Raw genomic sequence first — 22,340 nt, forward strand, 5'->3', positions numbered from 1 at the left:
CCGTCGCTGGAAGGGAATGGATCGGATGGGCGGCCGCCTGAACTCTCTGACGCTGGCGGCGCTGCTCCTCGCCGCGTCGCCGGCGCCGGCCGCGCCGCTGCTGCTGCCGCGCCCGGCGGAGATGACGGAGCAGGCGGGCGCCTTCGCCCTCTCCGCCGCCACGCCCGTCACCGGCGATCCCGCCGCGGCCGCCGCCTTCGTCGATCTGATGCGGCGCACCGCTGGCGTCATGCCGGGCGGCATCGTGCCGCGCGGCACCGGCGGCCCCGCCATCCGCTTCGTGCGCCGCGCAGGCTTCGCGGCGGAATCATACGCGATCGATGCGGCGCCGGCCGGCATCACCGTCTCGGCCGGCGACGCGGCCGGCCTCTACTACGGCGCCGTCACGCTGTGGCAGCTCGCGACGCAGGCGGATGCGCCCGGCCGCATCGCCGCCGTCGCCATCCGCGACGAGCCCCGTTTCGCCTGGCGCGGGCTGATGCTGGATTCCGCGCGCCACTTCCAGTCGCCGGCCTTCATCAAGCGCCTGATCGAGTGGATGGCGCTGAACAAGCTCAACCGCTTCCACTGGCACCTGGTCGACGATCAGGGCTGGCGGCTGCAGATCGCGAAATATCCGCGGCTGACGGACGTCTCGGCGTGGCGCGTGCCCGCCACCGCCCCGGGCGCGCCGCCGCTGCCGCGGGTGGGCGGCTTCTACACGCAGGCCGAGGTGCGCGAGATCGTGGCCTTCGCCGCCGCGCGCGGCGTGACGATCGTGCCCGAGATCGAGATGCCGGGCCATGCCCTGGCAGCAATCCGCGCCTATCCCGAACTCGGCATGGGCGTGCCGATCCCGCCGGGCACCGAGGCGGAGTGGGGCGTCTTCCCCTGGCTCTACAATGTCGGGGAGCCCACCTTCCGCTTCCTCACCGACGTGCTGGACGAGGTGATGGCGCTGTTCCCCTCCCCCGTCATCCACATCGGCGGCGACGAGGCGGTGAAGGACCAGTGGCGCGCCGATCCCGCCGTGCAGGCGAAGATCCGGGCGCTGGGCCTGAAGGACGAGGATGCGCTGCAATCCTGGTTCGTCCAGCGCATCGGCCGGTATCTGGCGGCGCACGGCCGGCGCCTGATCGGCTGGGACGAGATACTCGATGGCGGCGTCGCCGGCGATGCGATGGTGATGTCGTGGCGCGGGGTGGATGGCGCCGTGACGGCGGCGAAGGCCGGCCACGACGCCGTCCTCGCCCCCAGCCCGACGCTCTATTTCGATCGCCGCCAGGGCATGACGGCGCTGGAACCGCCGGGCCGTGGCACGCCGGAGACGCTGGAGCAGGTCTATGCGTTCGATCCCATGCCGCCGGCGCTCGACGATCAGGCGCGCCGCCACATCCTGGGGCTGGAGGCGACGCTGTTCACCGAGCATGTCCGTACCGAGGATCGCGCCGCCTGGATGCTGTTCCCGCGCGCGCTGGCCATCGCCGAGACCGGCTGGTCGCCGGCCGCCCCGCGCGACTATCCGGCCTTCCGCGCCCGCGTCGCGCCGCAGCTCGCCCGCATGGCGCCGCTGGGCCTGAGCGCGGCGACCAGCGCCTTCCTGCCGGCCGCGCCCGCCGATCCGGCGAGCCGCGACAGCACCGCCCTCACCACCTGCGCCGACAAGGTGGCGCTGTATCTGGAGGACGACGCGCCGGCTGCCGGACCGCGCGCGAAATTCCTCATCGATATCCTCCAGCCCTGCTGGCGGTGGCAGGGCGCGGCGCTGGATGGCGTGCGCGGCATCGCCATCGATGTCGGCCAGCTGCCGTTCAACTTCCAGATCGGCAAGGATCGCGACGGCATCCGCTTCCGCCCGCCCGCCACGCCGGCCGGCGAGATGGAGGTGCGGGCGGACGGCTGCGACGGCGCGCCGATCGCCACCCTGCCGCTCGGCCCCGCCGCCGCAAACCCCGCCGTCACGCGCCTGCGCGCCGCGCTGCCGCCGCTGGGCGGCCGCCACGACCTGTGCTTCACCTACACGGCGCGCGGCCCCGACCCGCTCTGGGCGATCGATCGCGTCACCCTGGAGCGCGCGCCGTGACGCGCCTGCTCTCGCCGATGGCCGGCTGGCTGGCGCCGCTGGACGAGGTGCCCGATCCGGTCTTCGCCGAGCGGATGATGGGCGACGGCTTCGCCATCGATCCGGTCGAGGGGCTGGTCGCCGCACCATGTGCCGCCACCGTGCAGGCGATCGCGCCGACCGGCCACTCCGTAACGCTGTCGGCGGCGGGCGGCGCCACCATCCTGATCCACATCGGGCTGGAGACGGTGGCGCTCGGCGGCGCGGGGTTCGAGGTGGTGGCGCGGGTGGGCGCGCAGGTGGCGGCCGGCGATCCGCTGATCCGCTTCTCGCTCGATCGCGTCGGCCGCAGCGCCCGCTCGCTTCTCACGCCCGTGATCCTGATCGGCGCGGGCGATCGCATCGAGCTGTCCGGCACCGGCCGGAGGGTGGCGATCGGCGATCCCCTGGCCACCATCCACGGCGGCGGCGGCGGCGACCGCGACCGCGCGGCGGCGCAGGCCGGATCGGCCGAGCGCGTCGTCACGATCCCGATGGCGCACGGCATCCACGCCCGGCCCGCCGCGCGGATCGTCGACACGCTGCGCCCCTTCTCGGCCGGCATGACCCTTGCCGTCGGCGAGCGGACGGCCGATGCGCGCAGTATCGTCGCCCTCCTCTCGCTCGCGGCCAAGCATGGCGAGCGGCTGACGATCGCCGCTACCGGCACGGATGCGGCCGGCGCGGCGGAGGCGATAGCCGCGCTGATCGCCGGCGGGATGGGCGAGGCCGATCATGCGCCGCCGCCGCGCCCGCCAGCGCCGCCTGTGGCGGCGGCGATCGGGTCCACCCTCGCCGGCGTCACCGCCGCGCCCGGCCTCGCGATCGGCACCGCCTGCCACCTCGCCGTCGCCGAGATCGCCGTGCCTGCCGATGGCGCCGGCATCGCCGCCGAGCGCGCCGCGCTGGCATCCGCGCTGGCCGGGATGCGCCGGGCGCTTGCCGGCAAGGCGACGGGCGCCGCCGCCGACATCGCCGCCGCCCACGCCGCCCTGCTCGACGATCCCGCCCTCGCCGATGCGGCGGACGCAGCGATCGCCGCCGGCCGCAGCGCCGGCCATGCGTGGCGCGGGGCGACCCGCGCCGCCGCCGCCACCCTGCGCGCGACCGGTGATGCCCTGCTGATCGAGCGCGTCGCCGATCTCGCCGATATCGAGCGGCAGGTGATAGCGCTCCTGGCCGGCAGCGAGGCCGCCGCCGCCCCGCCCCTGCCGCCGGCCGCGATCCTGATCGCCGAGGAGCTGCTGCCGTCGCAGTTCATGCTGCTCGATATGGCGCGCCTCGCCGGCATCTGCACCGCGGGCGGCGGCCCGACCTCGCACGTCGCGATCCTCGCCGCATCGGCCGGGGTGCCGATGCTCGTCGCGGCGGGGCCGGCCGTCACCGCCATACCGGAGGGGCGCACGCTGGTGCTGGATGCCGATGCCGCGCGGCTGGAGACCGATCCCGGCGTGGCGCTGCTGGCCGAGACGGAGGCGCGCCTGGCCGATCGCCGCCGCGCCCGCGCCGATGCCGTGGCCGCCGCGCACGACGACGCGCGCACGGCGGACGGCATCCGCATCGAGGTGTTCGCCAATCTGGGCGCCACCGGCGATGCCGCCGCCGCCGTGGCCGCCGGGGGGGAGGGGTGCGGCCTGCTGCGCACCGAATTCCTGTTCCTCGATCGCGCGACCGCGCCGAGCGAGGACGAGCAGGCGCGCGACTATGCCGCCATCGCCGCCACCCTGGGCGATCGGCCGCTGATCGTCCGCACGCTGGATATCGGCGGCGACAAGCCGGTCGCCTACCTGCCTATGGCGGCGGAGGAGAATCCCGCGCTGGGCCTGCGCGGCGTGCGGCTGACGCTCGCCCGGCCGGACCTGCTCGATACGCAGCTGCGCGCCATATTGCGCGGCGTGCCGCTTGGCCAGTGCCGCATCATGGTGCCGATGGTGATCGAGCCGGCGGAGCTGCGCGCCGTGCGCCACGCGCTCGATCGCGCGCGCATCGCGACAGGCGTCGAGGTGGCGATCCCGCTCGGCGTGATGATCGAGACGCCGGCCGCCGCCCTCCTCGCCGATGCGATCGCGCGGGAGGCGGATTTCCTGTCGATCGGCAGCAACGACCTGACCCAATATGCCCTCGCCTGCGATCGCGGCAATCCGGCGACGGCGGCGCGGGTGGACGCGCTGCACCCCGCCGTGCTGCGCCTGATCGCGGAGGCGGCGAAGGGTGCGGCGGCGCATGGCCGGTGGATCGGCGTGTGCGGCGGCCTCGCCTCCGATCCGGCGGCGGCGGCGATCCTGATCGGCCTCGGCATAACCGAGCTTTCCGCCGCACCCGCCTCCATCCCGGCGGTGAAGGCGCGGGTGCGCGAGCTGCGCCTGGCGGACTGCCGGGCGATAGCGGCGCGCGCGCTGGCGTGCGGCGACGCGGCCGAGGTGCGGGCGCTGATCGGAGAAACGGCATGAGGTTCGGCCTGTCCCCCGCCCGCCTCCAGCCGCTCGGCCGCGCGCTGATGCTGCCGATCGCGGTGCTGCCGATCGCCGGGCTGTTGCTGCGGCTGGGCCAGCCGGACCTGCTCGACATCGCCTTCGTCGCCGCCGCCGGATCGGCGATCTTCGGCCATCTCGGCCTGCTGTTCGCGATCGGCGTGGGGGTGGGCCTGGCGCGCGAGAACCACGGCGCGGCCGGGCTCGCCGGCGTCGTCGCCTACCTCGTCACGGTGGAGGGGGCGAAGGCGCTGCTGGCGGTGCCCGCCGCGACCGGCGCCGGCATCGGTGACGCAGCAGTGCGCGACGTGGTGATCGCCGCGTGGCGCACGGCGCAGCTGGAACGGCTGAGCGTGCCCGCCGGCATCCTCTCCGGCCTGGTCGCCGGGATGCTCTACAACCGCTTCTCCGACATTCGCGTGCCGGACTATCTCGCCTTCTTCGGCGGTCGGCGCTTCGTGCCGATCGCCGCCGGCGTGGCCGGGCTCGGCATGGCGGCGCTGTTCGGGCTCGGCTTTCCCGCGCTCACCGCCGGCATCGATGCGCTCAGCCGCTGGGTGGTGGGAGCGGGGCCGCTCGGCCTGTTCCTCTACGGCGCGCTCAACCGGCTGCTGATCGTCACCGGCCTGCACCACATCCTCAACAACATCGCCTGGTTCATCATCGGCGACTTTCATGGCGCCACGGGCGACCTGAAGCGCTTCTTCGCGGGCGATCCGGCGGCCGGCGGCTTCATGTCCGGCTTCTTCCCGGTGATGATGTTCGGCCTGCCGGCCGCCTGCCTCGCCATGTATCGCACCGCTCTGCCCGATCGCCGCAAGGCCGTGGGCGGCATGCTGCTGAGCCTCGCCGCGACGTCCTTCCTGACCGGCGTGACGGAGCCGATCGAGTTCAGCTTCATGTTCCTGGCACCCGCGCTCTACGCCCTGCACGCGGTGCTGACGGGCGTCGCCATGGTGCTGATGGATGCGCTAGGGGTGCATCTGGGCTTCGGCTTCTCGGCCGGTCTGTTCGATTACGCGCTAAACTTCGGCCTCGCCACGCGCCCGCTGCTGCTGCTGCCGTTCGGCCTCGCTTATGCCGGCCTCTATTATGCGAGCTTCGTGTGGTGCATCCGCCGCTTCGACCTGAAGACGCCGGGTCGCGAGCCGGAGGCCGGCGCCGCAATGGGCAGGCCGATAGGCACGGGCGATCGCGCGACCGGCTTCGTCGCGGCGCTCGGCGGCGGGGCGAACATCGTCGCGGTGGATGCCTGCACCACGCGACTCCGCCTACGCCTCGTCGATCCCGCCCGGCTTGACGAGCCGGCACTGCGCGCACTCGGCGCACGCGGCATCGTTCGCCCGGGCGGCGATGCGGCGCAGGTGGTGCTGGGGCCGATCGCGGACACGGTGGCGGGCGAGATCCGACGCGTTGTTTCCGGGACTTTCCCCGTTAATCCAGACACCGGATTGATCGACCTGATCGTCAGCTCGTCGCCAACGGAGGTATTGGCGCGCTCAAGCCGCCTTCTGCTCCACTTCGACGAACCGCCTCGTATCGATGCGGTCGCGTTCATGGCCGTCGGCGCACGCGGCGCGGTGACGGACGAAGGTGGCTCGTTGCACCTGATACTCGGCCCCGGTGCAGACGCCGTTGCGGATGCGGTTCGCCAACGACTCGCCGGTGGAAGACAGTGAGACGGCGCTAGAAGATCAGGGTAGCCACGCCCGCGAGGCCGAGCCACAGGGCAGCCGCCAGAGGCATCGCGTAAGCGAGGCCGGTGAACACCTGCGATCGGCCCGGCGACGATGCCGTCTCACGGCCTCGTGTCAGCACGGGGTTCGCGAACACGTGGGCGCGGACTTGGGGCGGCCGGTGGTGGATGTGCAGAGTCGCACGCTGATAAGGTGACATCCTCTCACTCTCCGTAAGCGATCTGTCACATCGACGCGCAGAGGAGCCGCCGGGTTCCGGCCAAAGCGACAAAAAAAGGGCCGGTCGACGAACGACCAGCCCTGAAGTTTTAGGAGAGGATGCCTGAAAGGCCTGATCGTTGTGCGGTGCAACAGCGAAACATGCAATTGCATTTTCGGATCAAAGGATTGCATGAACAGCAATCGTCCGGAAATATTGCTGCGATCGGCAGGGATGCCGGTATCGCACCGGCGCACCTCTCTCCTGCGAAGTCTCTGTCCGGACTCTTTGGCCGACCGCAGCGAAGCAGCGTAGCGCGGAAGACGAGCAATGCCAATCGCGGTGAAGATCAGATCGTGCCGTGTTGCAGCACAGTTTGCCGCGCGAATGCGTGCAGTCGCAATACGCTTCGTATTCGTCGTTAGTCGACGGGGGATTACAGCCGTTTCGAAACCATCCCGTGTAAGAATGACTTAACCGCACCGGCCCATGCTCCGCCAGCAGGAACGAAGGCGGAGGGGACGATGAGAGCAGCCGATAGCGGCGACGAGGGCCAGTCCAGCCATGCCCAGCGCGTCGCCACCAGCGTGCGTGCCGCGCTGGAGCGCGGCGACTGCCCCGCCGGACTGGTGGCGACCGCCTGCGCCGCCGCCGAGCAGGCCGCCACCCGCGCCGTCCGCGCTGCCGAGTCGCGGGAACGCCTGCGGATCATCCGCTGGCTGCGCACCGTCGCCACCGTCTATGCCGATCGCTTCCGCGCCGGTCGCGGCGAGGAATCGGTCTACTGGTTCGATCAGCTGGAAGCCTTCTCCCACGCGGCGGACGCGATCGCCCGCCGGCGTCATGCCCGGCCGCACTGACGGCGAGGATGGAACCGGCGTGCTTAACGGCGCGTCAACCTCTCGCCCCGATAAGCGCCGGGCAGGCGGATGATGATGGAGGCTGGAATGGGTTTCTGGAGCAGGGCGCCGATCGCGCCGGATGTGCCGGTGCAGTTGCTCAAGCAGCGCTATATCGAACTCGGCTCGCTCCAGGCTGTCGCCGATGCGGAGAACCTCGATGTCGCGTGGCTCGGCCGGCAGCTGAAGGCCTATGATCGGCGCGTCGCCGGATCGGACGCGGATTATACCGGGCCGGAGCGGCGCCGCCGCTGACGGCCGATCGGGCAGGCTTGCCGGCCGTCCGCGCCCCGCATAGTGGACCGCCGGGTGGACGGCTTCGATCTCGCGCGCCTGATCGCCCGGCTCGGCCCGACGGGACATGGCGGCCATCTGGGCCTGCGATACCGGGCGCACGGGCCTGACTGGGTCGAGATCATGCTCGCCCCCGACCCCCGGCTGATGGTGGATGCGGAGAGCGGGGTCTTCGCCTCCGGCCCGGTCGTCGCGATGATGGACACGGCGGCCAGCTTCGCCATCTGGGCACGGATCGGGGCGATGGTGCCGCAGGCGACGCTCGATCTGCGGGTCGATTATCTGCGGCCGTCCGGCCCCGGCCGCACGCTGATCGGGCGCGGCGAATGCTATCGTGTCACCCGCAACGTCGCCTTCGTCCGCGGGCAGGCGCATGAGGGCGATGCGGACGATCCGATCGCCCACGTGGCCGGCACCTTCATGTTCCTCGATCCGGCCCCGCGCGCGTGACGCTGCCACCTTATGCCGAGACGCTGGGCGTGCGCATCAAGGACGATGGCGACGGGCGCTGCGTCGTGATGCCGGCCGGCGATCACGTGCTGGGCCGGCCCGGCTTCATCCACGGCGGCGCGCTGGCCGGGCTGCTGGAAATTGCCGCGATCGTGGCGGTACGCGACGCGCTGGCTGGGGAGGATCTGCCGCGCCTCAAGCCCGTCACCGTCACCGTCGATTTCCGGCGCGGCGGGCGGATGGTGGAGACGCGCGCGATGGGCACCGTCACCCGCCTCGGCAACCGCATCGCCAACGTCGATGCGGCGGCGTGGCAGGATGGCCGCGACCGGCCGATCGCCACCGCGCGCATGAACATCCTGCTCGATCGCAAGGAAAGCTGAAGCGCGCCCGCCGGGCGCGCTTGCACGATTTGTCATTTTGACTGCCCGACGCGGCGGTGCATAGCGTGCGGCGGCCGCTCTCGTCCGGCGGTGATCTGCCGGGTGCCGGACGCGCGGTTGGGGGATGCGGTGAAACGACTTGCGTTGCGCTACGGGCTGCTGGTGCTGGTGCTGGCCGCGATCAGCGGTGCCATCGCCTGGATCGGCCGGGAACGGCCGGGCAGCGGCATCCGCCACTATGCCAATGCCGAGCAGGCCGTCACCGCGGCGCAGGCGGCGGCGGATCAGCAGGGCGTGCCGGTCGACTATCGCCAGACCCTGGCGAGGCTGAACGACGGCGTGGCGCGGGCGCGCACGGCGGCGGCGGCGCAGCCGGGCGAGTGGCCGGTCGTCGCGGGCGTGGGCGATGCACTGACGGCGCGGGCGCGATTGACCAACGCCTTCCCCGACTATGCCGAGGCCGGCCGCTGGTACGACAGGGCGATGGCGATCGATCCCCGCATCGGCCCGCGGCTGGCGCGGGCGACGTGGAACTTCTCGATACACCGGCTGGCGGCGGTGGAGCCCGATCTGAAGCGCATGGACGCCTATGTGGTGAAGGAGGATGGCGACGTCGCCGCCGCGCTCGGCCTGCGCGGCGATCTGGCCTTCTTCACCGGCGACTATCCCCGCGCGCTCGACCTCTACGAGCGGTCGCACGCGCGCATGGGGTCGCTCGGCGGCTCCTTCCGCCTCGCCAACTACTGGGCGCGCATGGGCGATCCGGCGAAGGCGGAACTGTACATCGCCGAGGCGGAAGGCGCGCTGCACGGCCCGTTGCAGCAGACCCGCGCCTTCTTCGAGCTGCAGCGCGGCATGATCGCCTTCGCCGCCGGCGACTGGCCGTCGGCCGGCCGGCACTATGTGCGCGCGAACGCGATCTTCCCCGGCTACTGGCTGATCGAGGAGCATCTGGCGACGATGCTGGCGCTGAAGGGCGACACGAAGCGGGCAATGGCGCTCTACCAGGCGATCGCGCGCCGCACCGCCATGCCGGAGGCGTACGACGCCGTGGCCGGCCTCTATCGCGCGCAGGGCGATCTGGCGCAGTCGCAGGCGTGGGCGGCCCGGGCGCAGGCGGGCTGGCGCGAGCGGCTGGCGCTGCTGCCGGAGGCCGCCTACGGCCATGCGCTGGATCATGAGCTCGCGTTTGGCGATCCGGCGCGCGCGCTCGCCATCGCGCAGCGCAACTTCGCGAACCGGCCCTATGCCGACAGCGCGACCGGCCTCGCCTGGGCCTATATGGCGAACCACCGGCCGGCGGACGCGATCCGCACGATCGAGCCCGTCCTCTCCTCCGGCTGGGTCGCGGCCGAGCCGTGGATCGTCGCGACGGAGGCCTATGCCCTGTCCGGTCAGGCGGCCAAGGCAGACGATGCGCGCAAGCGGGCGCTGGCGATCAACCCGCACAGCTTCGATCGCAATCCCGGCGTGACATGGCTGGATCACTGATCCGCGCCGCCGCCTGGCTGCTGCTGTGGCTGGCGGCGGCCGGCGCCGCGCCGGCATCGGCGCACCTGATGGCGAATTCGGTCGTCAGCCTCGATTTCGGCAGCCGCGCGACCGGGGCCGAGATCCTGATCCCGCTGAACGAGCTGCAACTCGCCACCGGCATCCGCGTCGATCCCGCGCGGCCGGGCGCGCTGCCGCCGGCGCTGCGGTCCTATATCCTCGGCCACGTCCGCGCTACCGCGCCGGACGGGCGGCCCTTCGCGATCGCGATCCGCGATCTGGCGGTGTCGGACGATCCGGCGCAGGCGGATCTCACGGTGGCGCTCACCCTCGTGCCGCCGGCCGGCGCCTCGCCGCGCATCTTCGATCTGCGCTACGATGCGGTGATCGATCGCCTGCCCAACCACTTCGTGCTCGTATTCGCGCGCAGCGACTTCGCCGGCGGCACGCTCGCCAACGATCCCGTTATGATCGGCGGACTGCAGGCGCCGACCGTGACGATGCGGGTCGATCGCGGGCCGGGCAGCGCGTGGCGCGGCTTCGCGTCGGCGATGCGGCTCGGCATGCACCACATCGCCGAAGGGCATGATCACCTGCTGTTCCTGATCGCGCTGATCCTGCCGGCGCCGCTGGTGGCGGCGGGGCGGCGCTGGGGCGGCTATGCTGGCCTGCGGCACACCGCGCGGCGGCTGCTCGGCGTCGTCACCGCCTTCACCGTCGGCCACTCCATCACGCTGATCGGCGGCGCCTTCCTGGGCTGGACGCTGCCCGCCCGCCCGGTGGAGGTGGGCATCGCCCTCTCGATCCTCGTCTCGGCGGTGCATGCGTGGCGGCCGCTGTTCGCCGGGCGCGAGGCGCTGATCGCCGGCGGCTTCGGCCTGATCCACGGTCTCGCCTTCGCCACGATCATCGGCGCCTTCGCGCTGGAGCCGTTGCAGAAGGCGCAATCGATCCTGGGCTTCAACCTGGGGATCGAGCTGGTGCAGCTGGCCGTCGTCGCCTGCGTGATGCCGGCCCTGCTGCTGCTGGCGCGCACCCCGGCCTATGCGCCGCTGCGCACGATCGGCGCTGCGCTGACGGCGGTCGCGGCGATCGCCTGGATCGTCGAGCGGGTCAGCGGCACCGCCAATCCGGTGGCCGAGGCGATCGACGGCGCGCTGGGCCACGCGCCGTGGGCGGTCGCCGCGCTGACCCTGGCGGCGCTCGCCGCGGCGTGGCGGCGGACGGCGCAGGCACGCCGGCCCGAACCGGCCCATGGCGGCATCGCGGGATAGGAGGGATCGACATTCAGCGGATCAAGCCGGTTTGACTTGCATCGATCCAAACCGCTCATCCTGAGCAGGGGCTGAGCGGACATGCAAAAAGCTGAATGTCGATCCCGCCTAGCAAGGCGGCGGCGCTATGCCGCCCAGAACTCGATCCTGCGCAGCACGAAGCGGGCCGGATCGCTCCCGCTGCTCCAGAAGCCGATCTCCAGCCGCGGCGCATCGAGCTCCAGGGTCAGCTCGGCGACGTGCGCGCCGCCCGGGCCAAGCCGCTGACGCCAGATGAGGTCGCCGTAATTTTCGAGCAGCCGGCAGTCGGCCGCGCCCTCGATGTCCGCATCGATCACCAGCCGGTAGCGGCCGGCGGGCAGGAACACGTATGGCCCGTGCGCGATCATCCGCTCCCCGCTCGCCGGGCCAGGCGACACCCACTCCACCGTCTCGCCCACCCGCCGCGCATCCGCGCCGATGTGCAGCTGGGAGGGGTGGATCGTCAGATCGGGGGTCGGCGCCAGCGGCCCCCTGCTCAGGATCAGGTTGCAGGTCTGCCCGCGCAGCGCGGCGGCATCGCACACCTCGGTCCGCCCGCCGTCGAGGATGCGGTTCGGCGTCAGTTGCAGATCGTCCGTGATGAAGGCCAGGGTGCGGACGAAATCCTCGTCGCTGCGGAAGAACAGGTAGAACAGCTCGATGAAGATCTTGATGTCGGGCGATCGCGCGATCACGCCTTGCATGCCGCGCAGCACATTCTCCTCATGCCCCTCAACGTCGATCTTGACGAGATCGACGATCGCATCGGGGCCGAGCTGGTCGTCCAGCCGCACGACCGGCACGGCGGTGAGCACGTGATCGGACCGCGGCTCCTCGTGCGGCAGCAGCACGCGCGCGCCGCCGGGGCTGTTCGCGTTGATCTCGAACCGCAGCTCTCCGTTGGTGTCCGATACGCCCACGCGGCGCGGCTCGATCACGTCGATCAGGCCGTTAAGGTAGATTGACGACGACAGCAGCCCGTGGATGTGCGGGTTCGGCTCGAACGCGATGATCCGCCCGCCGGGGCGGATGTAGGGCGCGGCGGTGATCGCGTAGATGCCGTAATTGGCGCCGATATCCAGCATCCGCGTGCCGGGTTTCAGGAAGCGGCGGAACCACCGCATCTCGTCTTCCTCGTAGCGCCCTTCGCTGAGAAGGTTGATGCCGCAGCCGGTGTCGCGCGGATCGACGTAGATGCGGTCGCCGGTGGCGAGCAGGCTGATCGCCCGCTCCGCGCCGAGCACCAGCGCGGTGTGCAGCCGCACCCGCTCCGCATCCTTCTGGATCCGCAGCACCAGCCGCTCAGTGCGCTCCAGCCGGGCGCCCATGTCGGACACGATCGAGAGGATCCGACCGAGCCGCGAGGGGCGGCGGAACCACCGCCGGAACCAGCCGGAACGCGGCGCCGCCGCCGCCTTGAAGCCCGTATCGCTCATCGACGGCCTATGCCCCGGCGCGCGCGCATCCGTAAAGCGCAAAGCCCACGCTCAATAATCCTTGGAGACGCGGACGTTCGCGCTCGTCCGCCCGAGCGTGGAGATGCTCGACAGCAGCGAGAGCCAGCGGGTGATCTGGAACTCCACCCGCGTCGCCGAATAGCCCTGCCCGTCGGTGATCACCTCCACATAGGTGCGCCGGCCAATATATTTGCCGGCGGCGACGGAGGTGCGCTGCCCGGTCGTCACGTCCGCCGGCAGAATGCGCAGGCGATCGAGGCCGGCGGCGCGGCGCACCGCGTTGATCGGGTTCAGCCCGGTGCCGCCGCCCCGCAGCGACGTCACCGCCGCCGCCAGCTGCAACGCCTCCGGCGCGGAGAGGTTGGTGATGGACGTGCCGAACAGCAGGCGGCTGAGCAGCTCGTCCTCCGGCAGCGCCGGCACGCTGGTGAAGTCGATCTCCGGCTTCAGGCCGGTGCCGGAGACGCGGATCGTGGCGTTCAGCCCCTGGATGTTGGCCTGGGCGACGATGTCCAGCACCGGATCGGGCGGCGCCTCCCCCAGGAAGCGGATGGCGCCGCGATCCAGATCGAAGCGGCGGCCGGCGAACTCGTAGCCGCCGCGCACCAGATCGGCGCGGCCGGTGATCGCCGGATTGTCCACCGTGCCCTTGATCCGCAGATCGGCGCGCCACTCGCTGTCCAATCCCAGCCCCGTCACCGCCACGCGGTTGCGGGCCTTGGCGTGCAGATCGAGCGTCCACGGCACGGGCGACGCGGCCACCTCGCCCTCGTCGGCCGGGCGGTTGATCTCGGTGGCGGGCAGGCGCGGGATGGCGGCGGCGGCGGCCTGCCCCAGCCGGTAGCGCGCCTTCTCCAGGGTCACGTCGCCGGCGATGGTGCCGCCCGCCCCGTCCGACCGGATCGTCAGCGGCCCGGTGACGGTGGCGCCGATATCGTCGCGGTCCAGCAGCACCGCCTCCTTCGCGTCGATCGTCACGTCCATGCCGAAACCGCGCGCGGCGGCCAGATCGAAGGCGGCGCGGCCGCTCACCGTGCCGCCCTTGGGCGTCGCGCCGGCATATCGATCGATCACCAGCCGCGATCCGTCGAACCGGCCGCTCGCCTGCAGGCCGGTGATGACGGTGCCGGTGACGGCGCTTTCCAGCCGCGCGCCGCTGGTGCGCAGCGAGCCGCGGATCAGCGGCTGGCCGAGCCGCCCGCCCACGTCGGCGCCGATCGCCACCGGGCCGGAGAGGTCGATCGTCTCGACACCGGTCAGCCGCCACAGGATGTCGGCCGGCCCGTCATAGCGCAGCTGCGCGAACAGCGGCGCCGCGGCCAGCCGGTCCGAGAGGTCGCCGCCCGCCGCCAGCGGCGCGACGCGGCCCTGCGCGCGGCCGATCGTCCGCCCGCCGCTCGCCACAACCGCGCGCGCCACCGCCGCGTCGGCGGAGAGGACGGCGGCGATGCCGACGTCGACCGGCCGCGACGAGAGGACCAGGCCGGAGCGGGTGAGGCCGCGCACGATCAGATCGGCCCGGCCCGTCGGCGCCGTGGCGCCCGCCGCCAGCCGATAGGAGAGCTTGCCGCTCGCCGCGCCGCCGAGGCCAAGACCGGGCGAGGCGATGTCCAGCACCGCCAGCGGCATCCGATCCAGCCCGGCATCCACCTCCGTCGCGCCGCCGCTGCCGAAGCGGCCGGCCAAAGTGGCATTGCCGCCGGCGAACTCCAGCCGGGTGGGCGCCAGCCGCCAGCCCGCGCCGTCGCGTGTCAGGTCGGCCGGCGTCGTCAGGCGGATCGGGCGGCGATCGACCGATCCCTGCCCCACCAGCCGCACGCGATCCGGCGCCAGCACCGCCTCCGTCGTCAGGTCGAAGGCGCGGCCGCGCGATCCGGCGATCGATGCGCGCACCCGGCCGCTGCCGCCGGTGAGGTCGGCCGTGGCGGCCAGCCGCGCGATCGTGAGGCCGCCGCGCCGCACGCCCTGCCCGCTGATGCTGCCCTTGATCGAGGTGCCGGCCGGATCGAGCCGGATCACGCCCTCCATCGTGCCGCGCCGCACGGCGATGACCGGCGGGCCGGGGAACTGCGCGCCGTTCGCCGCCAGCTTCACGCCGATCTGCTGCACCGCCGCCGCACCCGGCCCGGTGGGCGTGAAATCCAGCGTCCCGTCCAGCCCGCCGCCGGCCACCGCCAGCCGCCCGGTGAAGCCGCCCGGATCGGAGCGCAGCTGCCCGCTCGCCCGCGTCCGCGCCACGTCCAGCGCCGCCACCGCCACCACCGCTGGCTGGTTCGCCGGCAATAGGATGGCGCCGCCGCTGGTGAACGGGCCCAGGGTCGATTGGCCGCGCGCGGCATAGGCGAAGCCGGCGGGCGTCGGATCCAGCGACAGGCTCACCCCGGCCAGGCCCAGCGCCTCCATCGGCCGGTCGAGCAGCAGGTCCACCTTTGGCTTGCTGATGTCGCCGTCCAGCCGGATCTTCAGCGGGCCATAGGTGCCCTGCGTGCCCGCGCCCTCGAAGAAGAAGGTGCCGTCGCGGCGGCGGATGCCGTTGCCGGCGATCCGCACCGTCGGCCCGGTCAGCACCAGGCCACGCAGCGCCAGCACCCCGTCCGCCCCGCGCACCAGCCCGGTCTCGATCATCGGCAGCCCGCCCGCCAGCGAGCGCAGGAAGGCGTTGTCGAACCGCCGCACCCACGCGCGCCCGCGCCCGGCCACGGTGGTGCCGCGTCCGCCGGGGCCGGGCAGCACCTTCAGCTCGGTGAGCACGTCGACGATGCCGAGCCCGGGGATCAGGTAGCGGGCAAGGCCGCCGGAGAGCGTGACGGTGTAGTTGCCGCTGACCAGATCGAGCAGCAGCGACAGCTTGCCCGCGATCTTGTCCGATCGCAGCGACAGGCCGTCGCCGGTCAGCGTTCGCGGCGTCACCTTCAGGGTGCCGTCGATCGCCAGATTGGCCAGGATGCCGCCGGCGACCGCGCCGACGCCCGTCACCCGCCGCGCCGTCAGCCGGATCGGCAGCGCCACCGGCGCGGCGGAGAAGCGCCCGCGGCCCTGCGCGCGCACCTCCTCGAAGCCGGTATCGTCGAACTGGATGCGGTCGGCGGTCAGCGCGTAATCGAAGGCGGCGGTGGCGAACGGCCCTTCCAGCGTGGTGCGCAGGTCGATCGCGCGCCCGGTCATGTTCGGGAACAGCGCCGGGGGCTTCAGCAGGTGGGCGTTGATCCGCATCCCGTCGAACGCGCTCTCCGCCAGATCGACGACGCCCGCCAGATCGAGCGACAGCGCCGGCGAACGCAGCGACAGCGTGGAATCGAGCCGCCGGTCGGCCAGCTGCGCGGCGCCCGTTACCAGGATGCGCGGCGCGCTGAGCCGCTGGAGCTTGCCCTGCAGGATCGGCGCCGGCGACAATATGCCGGAGAGCGCATAGGTGCCGTCGCTCACGTCCAGCGCCAGATCGGCGATGCGACGGGCGGAGATGTCGAGCCGCGCCTTGCCCTTCCACGCCGACCAGCCGCCGTCGCCGCTCACCACCAGCGCCATCGGCCGCTTCGTGCCGGCCAGCGCGCCGACGAGGCCGCCGGTCGGCGCCTGCAGGCGGGTCTCCAGATCGAAGCGATCGGCATCCGGCGCGGCATCCAGCAGCAGCCGCAGGCGATCGCCGGCACTGGTGGCGGCAGAGAGATCGATCATCGCGCGGCCCTGCCGCACGTCCCCCCTGCCCGCGATCCGGCCGATGCGACGCCGTCCGGTGACGGCGGGCTCGATCCTGAGGGTGCGGATGTCGAGCGCGCCGATGCGAATGTCGAAACCGGGCAGGATCGACTTGCGCTCGCCGGTGGAGCGCAGTTTCGGCAGGCGGTGCAGGATCGCCAGATCGGTGGCGAGGCGATCGATGTCCAGGCGGTTGGCCGCCCAGGCGGTGGGATGCCAGTCGAGCGCCAGCTCCGGTATCTCCAGGAACAGCCCCTGCGGATCGGAGAGGCGCACGTCGCGCAGCCGCGTCTCGCCCCAGATCGAACCGTCGATGCGGCCGATGCGGATGCGCAGCCCGCTGCGGGGCGCCATGGCGGCGATGCGATCCGCCAGGAAGCGGTGGCCGGGATCGGTATCGATCACCACAAGGCCCGCGACGATCAGCGCGATCAGCGAAAGCAGCACCAGCCCCAGCCAGCGCAGCGGGCGGAAGCGGCGCCGCCGTCGTCGCGCCGGCACCGTCGCGATCTCCTGCTCGGCCGCCGCCTCCGCCATTAGAAGGCCTGGCCCAGCGAGACGTAGACGGCGATGCGGGAATCGCCCGGCCGGCGGTTCAGCGGCGTGCCCACGTCCACGCGGATCGGGCCGAAATTGGTGTAGTAGCGCGCGCCGATGCCCGCGCCGTAGCGCAGGCCGGTGAAGCGCGGCAGCGCATCGGTGTAGAGGTTGCCGCCGTCGAGGAACGGCACGACGCCGAAATCGCCGAAGCGCACGCGCGCCTCCACCGCGAACTCGGCCAGGCTGCGGCCGCCGATCGGATCATTGTCCACGTCGCGCGGGCCGATCCGCTGATAGCCGTAGCCGCGCACCGATCCGCCGCCGCCCGAGTAGAAGCGCCGCGAAGGCGCGATGCGATCCCGGCTGGCGCCCGCGATCGTGCCCAGCCGGATGCGGCCGGCCACCACCGTCCGCCCCGTTACCGGCAGATAGGCGCTGCCGTCGATCTGCGCGCGGGCATAGCCGAACGCGCCGTTCTGCAACGACGCCTCCGGGGAAAGCCGGCCGGACAGGCGATAGCCGCGCGTCGGGTTCAGCAGATCGTCGGTGCCGTCATACGCCAGCGTGCCGGGCAGCGCCGCGATGAAGAAGGTGCGGCGGCGCGGCGTGCCGGTGGCGGCGATTACGTCCCGCTCGTCCGATGCGGTCAGCTCGCCGCCGATCGACCAGGTCCATTTCTTCTGCCAGATGATGTTCGTCTGCCGCTCTATGCCGCCGCCCACGGTGAACGTCCGGGCGTCATAGGCGTCGCGATTGGTGTGGCTGGCGACGATCTGCGCCGTCAGCACCCGATCGCGCGCCTTGTAGTTGCTGCGGCGCAGTGCCGCGCCCAGCAGCTGCTCCTGCGTGCCGGCTACGGCGCGGAAGGTGACGGCGCCCTCCGGCTTGATGAGGTTGCGGTGCTGCCAGCTGATCTCGGCTCGCACGCCCTCGCCCGTGCCGTAGCCCACCTCGCCCGCCACCGTGCGTCGCGGCGCGCGCTCCAGCCGCACGGCGATGTCGACCACGCCCGGCGTGGCGGCGGGCACCGGCTTCAGCTCCACCGAGGAGACGAGCCCGGTCTGGATCAGCGCGCGGCGGAAATCCTCCAGCATGGCCGCGTCATACGGGTCGCCGGGGGCGAAACGGGCAATGCGGCCCAGATGCCGGGCCGTGAACAGCTGCCGCCCGCGCACCTGGATCGCGCCGAACCGTTGCGCGCCATCGGTGGCGACGTTCAGCGCCAGGGTGGCGGTGTGGCTGTCATGATCGACCACGATCCGCGTCTCGCCCACCTTGGCGAAGGCGAAGCCCTCCCGCCCCAGCGCCGTGCGCAGGGCCGCGTCGGCGGCTGTCACCTTGTCGGCGCTCACGATCTCGTTGGCGGCGATCGGGTAGGCGCGGCGCAGCGCCGGCGCCTTGTCGCCCGCCGCGTCCAGTCCGGTGAGATCGACCGAGGCGAAGCGGTAGACCGGCCCCGCCTCCGCACCCAGAGTGACGTGGATCGGCCCGCCGCCGGCCGTCGCCTCCACCCGCGCGGTGACGACCGCGTCATAATAGCCGTAGGCGCGCAGCAGATCGCGCAGGCCATCCTCGTCCTCCCGCGCGCGGCGATCGATCTGCGCCACGTTGGCCGGCTTGCCCTGCCCGGCGGCCAGGGCGGAGACCTGATCGAAGCGCAGCCGGAGCGCCGCCGGATCGACCCCCTCCAGCCCCTCCACCCCCTCGATCGCGAAGCGGTAGCGCCGCGTGGCGTCGGCCTCGTAGCTGGCCGCGCCGGCCGCCTGACCGGGGGCGGCGTCGCCCGGCGCGGCCAGATCGGGCCAGTCCACGCCCAGGCCGGGCAGCGGCTCCAGTGGCGATGCGGGGTCCAGCGCGGCGGCCGGCGGCAGCGCCGCGACGGGATCGGATACGGGCGCTTCCTGCGCCAGGGCAGCCGCCGGAACACGGGAAAGGACAAGCGCCGCCGCCAGCAGGCGACACGCGAACACGGGCTGCATGGCCGGAAACTAGCGCCGGGCGCCCGCCCCCGCCAGCGCGTAAACGCCCGTCGGGCCGGCGAACGGCCCGATTTGCCGGCCCGCCTCAGTGCAACGTGCCGACCGGCTCCGCCAGCGAGAGGGCGAGGATCAGCCGCTCCACCTGCCGCCAGCGGCAGAAATGGAGCACGTTGCCGACATCGCGGCTGTGCGACGCACGCGTCGCCGCCTCGCCCCGTGCGTGGATGCCGAAGCGATCGATCAGCTCGGCCGCGCGATCGAGGCTCGCCCGGTCGGCGACGAAAAGCGGCTGCTGCATGACGATCCTTTCGGGCGGAGCCGGCACAGGTTCAACGATCGTGCCAGCCGCGCCGCGCGGCGCGATCCCGCCGCGCGTAGCCGAGAACGGCCTGCGTCGGCGTCCCGCGGCGGGACGGTCGGCACGCGTGCGTTCCGTTTCGGGACGGGGTGGCGCCACCGGCGATGTGGTGGCAAGAGCATCGCCGTGCCCCAGCCCCCCGCTCCCGAACCCCGCGCCGCCGGCGCCTTCATCGCCGTCGCCGTGATCGCCGGCGCGATCGTCGGCTTCGTCCTCCACCAGCCCTCGGCGGGCGTGCTCGCCGGAGCCGCGCTGGGCATCGCGGTCGCGGTCGCGCAGTGGCTGGCGGATCGCCGCCGGCTGCGATAGCGGCGGATCAGCTGCGCAGCGCCTCCGATGCCAGCTGCGCCGTCACCGGATAGCCGAGATCCTCCGGGATGCAGAGCCACTTCTCGCCGTCGCGCGCCTCGATCCACGGCGTGACGAGCCGCATCGGAAAGAGCGTGGCGTGATGCTGCGCCGCCTCGACCGATTCGATGCGTGCCAGCCATTCGAGATTGCGTCGCGTGGGGAAGATCAGGCGGTGGTGGCCGTCGTCGGCGCCGGCCAGCAGCGCCTGCGCGGTGCCCCACAGCGCCCTCACGCTCTCGCCCCCGTCCGGCGTGGCGACCGCGTCCGCCGGCGCCGCGGCGATGAAGAAGAAAGTGTCGAAGTTGCGCACCAGGCCCAGGTCCGGCCGCCAGCGCGCGAACGGCAGCAGCGCCGCCGGATCAATCGCCAGCCCTTCCGCCGCCAGCAGCGCGGCAAAGGCGCCGCCGCCGGCCAGGCCGGCGCGCAGGCGATCGATCGTCGGCTGGTCGGGCGCGGGGGCCAGCGCCACCGCGATGCCCACCTCCTCGATCGTCTCGCGCACCGCCGCCACCTTGGCCGCCACGATCTCCGCCTCGTCCGGCGGCGCGAGGAGGGCGGCGAGCGCGTGGTCGCCGGGATCGACGCGGCCGCCGGGGAACACCAGCGCGCCGGCGGCGAAGCGCATGGCGCCAGCGCGCTCGATCATCAGCAACTCGGCCGCGCCGCCGCCGGTATCGGCGCGCAGCAGAACGAGGGTGGCGGCGGGAATGATCTCGGCGGGAGGCGTCATGCGCCGGACCTGCCAGCTTCGCCGGTGATCGCATAGCCGGCAACGAACAGGTTGACTGCCTCAGCCATGCATTCATGCCACTCGGCGGTCTGCGGTACCGCCGGCTCGCAGAACAGGGCGCGCATCTGCGCGGCGTGCAGGATCAGCCCTAGGAAGAACTCGGCGGCGAGCACCGGGTTCGCGATCCGCGCATGCCCCTCCGCCGCCCAACCGGCGAACAGATCGGTAAGCCACGCGATGCGCGGCACATGGGCATTCTCGTAGATCGATCGCGCGAAGGCGGCGTTGCGCAGCGATTCGGCCATCACGATGCGCATGATGCCGACCACCTCCGGCCCGGTCAGATCCTCGTGGATCGAGGCCGCGATCGCCCGCAGCGTCTCGGCGGCGGTGCCGCGCCGCGCCACGATCGCGCCGAGTCGCTCCTGCCCGTCAAACCGTTCGCCGGCCACGATCGCGCCCAGCACGCCGGCCTTGTTCTCGAACAGCTCGTAGAAGGTCGAGAGCGAACCGCCCGAACGGCGGACGATCTCGCCCAGGGTCACGGCGTCGAAGCCGCGTTCCAGGAACAGCGCCCGCGCCGCCGCGATCATCGCCCCTCGGCGACGTTCCCGCCGTCCCTCGCCGCGGCCGCAACCATCGGCTACACTCATCCGGCGTCGCCTCCCTTTTGCAGCGCACAAGATTTTCGTTGACCCGATATGTAGCGCAGCTTACATTTCTAGGCAACCGGGATCGCTCCGTGATCCGGACGAGCGGCAAAGGACAGAGCAGCTCCATGTTTCCCCGTCGACGATTCTCTTGCGCGGCGCTCCTGCTCGCCAGCGTGTCGCTCGCCGCGTGCGGCAAGAAGGCGGAACAGGCGCCGCCGCCTCCGCCCGAAGTGGGCGTCATCACCCTCGCCACCCAGCCTGTCGCCAACGTCATCGAGCTGCCGGGCCGCGTGCAGGCGGTGCGCACCGCCGAGGTGCGCGCGCGGGTGGACGGCATCGTCGAGCGCCGGCTGTACGAGGAAGGCACCGACGTGCGCGCCGGCCAGGCGCTGTTCCGCATCGATCCGCGCGAGAACCAGGCCGCCTATGATGCCGCCAAGGGCGCCCTCGCCCGCGCGCAGGCCGCCGCCACCAACGCCGCGCAGGTCGTCCGCCGCTATTCCACACTGGTGGGCGAGCAGGCGATCAGCGGGCAGGAGTATGACGCTGCCGTCGCCCAGCAGCGCCAGGGCCAGGCGGATGCCGCCAGCGCCCGCGCGCAGCTGGATCGGGCGCGGCTCGACCTCACCTACACGATCGTCACCTCGCCCATCGCCGGCCGCGCGGGCCGCGCGCAGGTGACGGAGGGCGCCCTCGTCAGCGCCAGCCAGGCGACCCTGATGACCACGGTGGAGCAGCTCAATCCCGTCTACGTCAACTTCTCCCAGTCGCGCGGCGATCTGCTGAAGCTGCGCCGCGATCTGGCCAGCGGCGCGGTGCGCGCGCCGCAGCTCGATCGCGTCCGCGTCACGCTGGAGCTGGAGGACGGCACCCGCTACCCCCAGGCCGGCCACCTCGACTTCCTCGACATGTCGGTGGACGAGAATACCGGCACCGTCTCGATCCGCTCCGAGTTCCCCAACCCGCAGCGGGTGCTGCTGCCCGGCCAGTTCGTCCGCGCGCGGATCGAGGGCGGCGTCACCACGCAGGGGTTGCAGGTGCCGCAGCGCGCCGTGCAGATCGGCCCGCAGGGCGCCAGCGTGATGGTGGTCGGCAAGAACAACGTCGCCGCCGCCCGGCCGGTGCGGCTGGGCGAGCTGCAGGGCGGCAACTGGGTCATCCGCTCCGGCCTGGCGCCCGGCGACCGCGTCATCGTCAACGGGTTGCAGAAGGTGCGGCCCGGCGCGCCGGTGCGGATCGCGCCGCCTGGCAGGCAGGCGCCGCAGGGCAGCGCGGCTGGCGCCAGGCCGGCCGCCCCGGCCGCGGCCCGCTGACGCC

The 22,340-nt window shown here is 72.6% G+C and carries 17 protein-coding genes; 11 read left to right on the plus strand and 6 right to left on the minus strand.

What is annotated here, in order from left to right; all coding sequences use genetic code 11:
- The first annotated feature begins 25 nt into the window (after window positions 1-25).
- From GNT64_RS11545 to GNT64_RS11585, 9 genes are all read left to right on the plus strand, one after another.
- Window positions 26-2,062, plus strand: coding sequence for a family 20 glycosylhydrolase (locus GNT64_RS11545; protein WP_197276962.1), 2,037 nt, complete (start codon window positions 26-28; stop codon window positions 2,060-2,062).
- Window positions 2,059-4,530, plus strand: coding sequence for a phosphoenolpyruvate--protein phosphotransferase (ptsP, locus tag GNT64_RS11550; RefSeq protein WP_277873222.1), 2,472 nt, complete (start codon window positions 2,059-2,061; stop codon window positions 4,528-4,530). The genes GNT64_RS11545 and ptsP overlap by 4 nt, the downstream gene beginning before the upstream one ends.
- Complete coding sequence (gene nagE, locus GNT64_RS11555; RefSeq protein WP_156679658.1) at window positions 4,527-6,230, plus strand: N-acetylglucosamine-specific PTS transporter subunit IIBC; 1,704 nt, start codon at window positions 4,527-4,529, stop codon at window positions 6,228-6,230. The genes ptsP and nagE overlap by 4 nt, the downstream gene beginning before the upstream one ends.
- 741 nt (window positions 6,231-6,971) lie before the next feature.
- Complete coding sequence (locus GNT64_RS11560) at window positions 6,972-7,307, plus strand: hypothetical protein (RefSeq protein ID WP_156679659.1); 336 nt, start codon at window positions 6,972-6,974, stop codon at window positions 7,305-7,307.
- An 87-nt stretch (window positions 7,308-7,394) separates the two neighbouring features.
- Entirely contained in the window at window positions 7,395-7,601 is a 207-nt protein-coding gene (locus tag GNT64_RS11565) for a hypothetical protein (RefSeq protein WP_156679660.1), read from the plus strand.
- A 42-nt stretch (window positions 7,602-7,643) separates the two neighbouring features.
- The gene (locus GNT64_RS11570) at window positions 7,644-8,090 is read left to right on the plus strand and encodes a PaaI family thioesterase (RefSeq protein ID WP_231638966.1); all 447 of its coding nucleotides are present in this window, start codon (window positions 7,644-7,646) and stop codon (window positions 8,088-8,090) included.
- Window positions 8,087-8,473 (plus strand): PaaI family thioesterase, encoded by a 387-nt coding sequence (locus GNT64_RS11575; RefSeq protein ID WP_156679661.1) that lies wholly within the window; start codon window positions 8,087-8,089, stop codon window positions 8,471-8,473. The genes GNT64_RS11570 and GNT64_RS11575 overlap by 4 nt, the downstream gene beginning before the upstream one ends.
- Window positions 8,474-8,563: 90 nt before the next feature.
- A complete protein-coding gene (locus tag GNT64_RS11580; RefSeq protein WP_231638967.1) occupies window positions 8,564-9,964 on the plus strand; it encodes a tetratricopeptide repeat protein in 1,401 nt (466 codons plus the stop codon).
- Window positions 9,949-11,238 carry a HupE/UreJ family protein gene (locus GNT64_RS11585; protein WP_156679663.1) on the plus strand — a complete coding sequence of 430 codons (1,290 nt, stop codon included), beginning with the start codon at window positions 9,949-9,951 and terminating at the stop codon, window positions 11,236-11,238. The genes GNT64_RS11580 and GNT64_RS11585 overlap by 16 nt, the downstream gene beginning before the upstream one ends.
- 125 nt (window positions 11,239-11,363) lie before the next feature.
- Here the strand turns inward: GNT64_RS11585 and GNT64_RS11590 are convergent, their stop codons facing one another.
- The 4 genes from GNT64_RS11590 to GNT64_RS11605 all read right to left on the minus strand — a co-directional run bounded on the left by GNT64_RS11590 (window position 11,364) and on the right by GNT64_RS11605 (window position 19,229).
- A complete protein-coding gene (locus GNT64_RS11590; RefSeq protein WP_156679664.1) occupies window positions 11,364-12,695 on the minus strand; it encodes an FkbM family methyltransferase in 1,332 nt (443 codons plus the stop codon).
- A gap of 51 nt (window positions 12,696-12,746) precedes the next feature.
- Entirely contained in the window at window positions 12,747-16,949 is a 4,203-nt protein-coding gene (locus GNT64_RS11595) for a translocation/assembly module TamB domain-containing protein (RefSeq protein WP_156679665.1), read from the minus strand.
- Window positions 16,949-18,931, minus strand: a complete 1,983-nt coding sequence (locus GNT64_RS11600) for an autotransporter assembly complex protein TamA (protein ID WP_156679666.1) — start codon at window positions 18,929-18,931, stop codon at window positions 16,949-16,951. The genes GNT64_RS11595 and GNT64_RS11600 overlap by 1 nt, the downstream gene beginning before the upstream one ends.
- Window positions 18,932-19,016: 85 nt before the next feature.
- Entirely contained in the window at window positions 19,017-19,229 is a 213-nt protein-coding gene (locus GNT64_RS11605; RefSeq protein ID WP_156679667.1) for a hypothetical protein, read from the minus strand.
- Window positions 19,230-19,415: 186 nt separating this feature from the next.
- Between GNT64_RS11605 and GNT64_RS11610 the strand changes: the two genes are divergently transcribed.
- A complete protein-coding gene (locus GNT64_RS11610) occupies window positions 19,416-19,598 on the plus strand; it encodes a hypothetical protein (protein ID WP_156679668.1) in 183 nt (60 codons plus the stop codon).
- Window positions 19,599-19,605: 7 nt separating this feature from the next.
- Here GNT64_RS11610 and GNT64_RS11615 read toward each other — a convergent pair whose 3' ends face one another.
- Window positions 19,606-20,370, minus strand: coding sequence for an NUDIX hydrolase (locus GNT64_RS11615; RefSeq protein WP_156679669.1), 765 nt, complete (start codon window positions 20,368-20,370; stop codon window positions 19,606-19,608).
- On the minus strand, window positions 20,367-21,023 hold the full coding sequence (locus tag GNT64_RS11620) for a TetR/AcrR family transcriptional regulator (RefSeq protein ID WP_156679670.1): 657 nt from the start codon (window positions 21,021-21,023) through the stop codon (window positions 20,367-20,369). Before GNT64_RS11620 ends, GNT64_RS11615 begins: the two co-directional genes overlap by 4 nt.
- A gap of 173 nt (window positions 21,024-21,196) precedes the next feature.
- Here GNT64_RS11620 and GNT64_RS11625 point away from each other — a divergent pair, with 173 nt between their 5' ends.
- A complete protein-coding gene (locus GNT64_RS11625; RefSeq protein WP_231638968.1) occupies window positions 21,197-22,336 on the plus strand; it encodes an efflux RND transporter periplasmic adaptor subunit in 1,140 nt (379 codons plus the stop codon).
- Window positions 22,337-22,340: the final 4 nt, after the last annotated feature.

The organism is Sphingomonas profundi, assembly GCF_009739515.1.
GTDB classification, from domain to species: domain Bacteria; phylum Pseudomonadota; class Alphaproteobacteria; order Sphingomonadales; family Sphingomonadaceae; genus Alterirhizorhabdus; species Alterirhizorhabdus profundi.